General features: G+C 35.6%; 2 protein-coding genes. Both read left to right on the forward strand.

Going from position 1 to position 1,473, the window contains the following annotated elements:
- Positions 1 to 53 precede the first annotated feature (53 nt).
- The gene (locus tag ACTNEP_RS20385; protein WP_441163779.1) at positions 54 to 614 is read left to right on the forward strand and encodes a helix-turn-helix domain-containing protein; all 561 of its coding nucleotides are present in this window, start codon (positions 54 to 56) and stop codon (positions 612 to 614) included.
- Entirely contained in the window at positions 578 to 1,444 is an 867-nt protein-coding gene (locus ACTNEP_RS20390) for an IS3 family transposase (protein ID WP_441163780.1), read from the forward strand. The genes ACTNEP_RS20385 and ACTNEP_RS20390 overlap by 37 nt, the downstream gene beginning before the upstream one ends.
- Positions 1,445 to 1,473 lie beyond the last annotated feature (29 nt).

Below are 1,473 nucleotides of genomic sequence, written 5' to 3' on the forward strand. Positions count from 1 at the left end.
GGTACCGACCCCCGAAAGTTAGAGTAAAAAACCTAACTTTCGGGGGTGTTTTTATGGTCAAATATAGTGAAGAATTTAAAGTAAAGCTTGTCACCGAGTATTTGTACGGGAATCTTGGATATAAATCTTTGACGGAAAAATATAATATGCCCAGTACTTCTCCATTAAAAAATTGGGTGAGATCCTATAAAGTACAGGGGATGGATGGATTAAAACGAAGAAATACTAAGAAGGAGTATTCTGTTCAATTTAAATTAGATGCGGTACAATTTATGCAAGAAACAGGTGCTTCTTATTTAGAAACTGCTATTCAATTTAATTTGAACAACCATTCCATGATTCAACGCTGGTTGAAAGCATTTCGTGACCAAGGAATAGAAGGCCTGAAACCAAGACCAAAGGGGAAACCTTCTATGTCTAAGAAAATCAATAAACAAAAAAGAGAAGAGAAAAAGTTAACACGCGAAGAAGAATTAGAACGCGAGAATGAATTATTGCGTTTAGAAAATGCGTACCTAAAAAAGTTGAGAGCTTTTCGAGAGAATCCGAATGCCTTCCACGAAAAGCACAAGCAAAGGTGGCATTCGAACTCAAAGAAGAAGGATTCCGATTAAAAGATATTCTCCTTGTAGTGGGTATTCCAGAAGCAACCTACCACTACCAAGTAAAAAACTTTGAGAAAGAAGACTCGGATACAGAACTAAAAGAACTCATTACACATCTATTTAAGAAGTTTCATGAACGCTATGGTTATAAACGGATTACGAAAGAATTAAAGAAATTAGGACATTCTATAAATCATAAAAAAGTGTATCGCATTATGCGGGAACTAGGGTTAAAATGTGTGAAATTTATGCGGAAATCTCGTAAATACAATTCCTATAAGGGGAATGTTGGAAAAGTAGCGAAAAACCGATTATCCCGCCGCTTTAGCACATCTATCCCTCTTCAGAAATTAGTAACCGACATTACAGAATTCAAATGCCTAGGCGAAGAGAAGTTATATTTAAATCCGATTTTTGACCTTTATAATGGAGAAATTGTTTCTTACGGTATCAAGAAACGTCCTACGCTAGATCTTGTCATAGAACCTTTAAAGGAGGCGCTACAGATAATAAAGAATTATGCAACATATCGAACTACTATTCATTCAGATCAAGGCTGGCATTACCAGCATAACCAATGGGTGAGAACGTTAAAGAAAAATAAAGTATTCCAAAGCATGTCTCGTAAAGCAACTTGCGCAGACAATGCTTCAATGGAGAATTTCTTTGGTATTTTAAAGCAAGAAATGTATTATGGAGAAGAATTAGTAAGCTATGAAGAATTAAAAAGCGAGATTGAAGAATATATCTACTGGTACAACCATGAACGATCAAAGAAAAAATTAGCTGGATTGAGTCCAGTTGAATACCGAACTCAATCCAGCCAATCAGCTTCATAATAAAACTCTAACTTTTAGGGGTAACCACC

Origin of the sequence: Gracilibacillus sp. HCP3S3_G5_2 (assembly GCF_052063305.1) — a bacterium.
GTDB lineage: Bacteria > Bacillota > Bacilli > Bacillales > Amphibacillaceae > Gracilibacillus.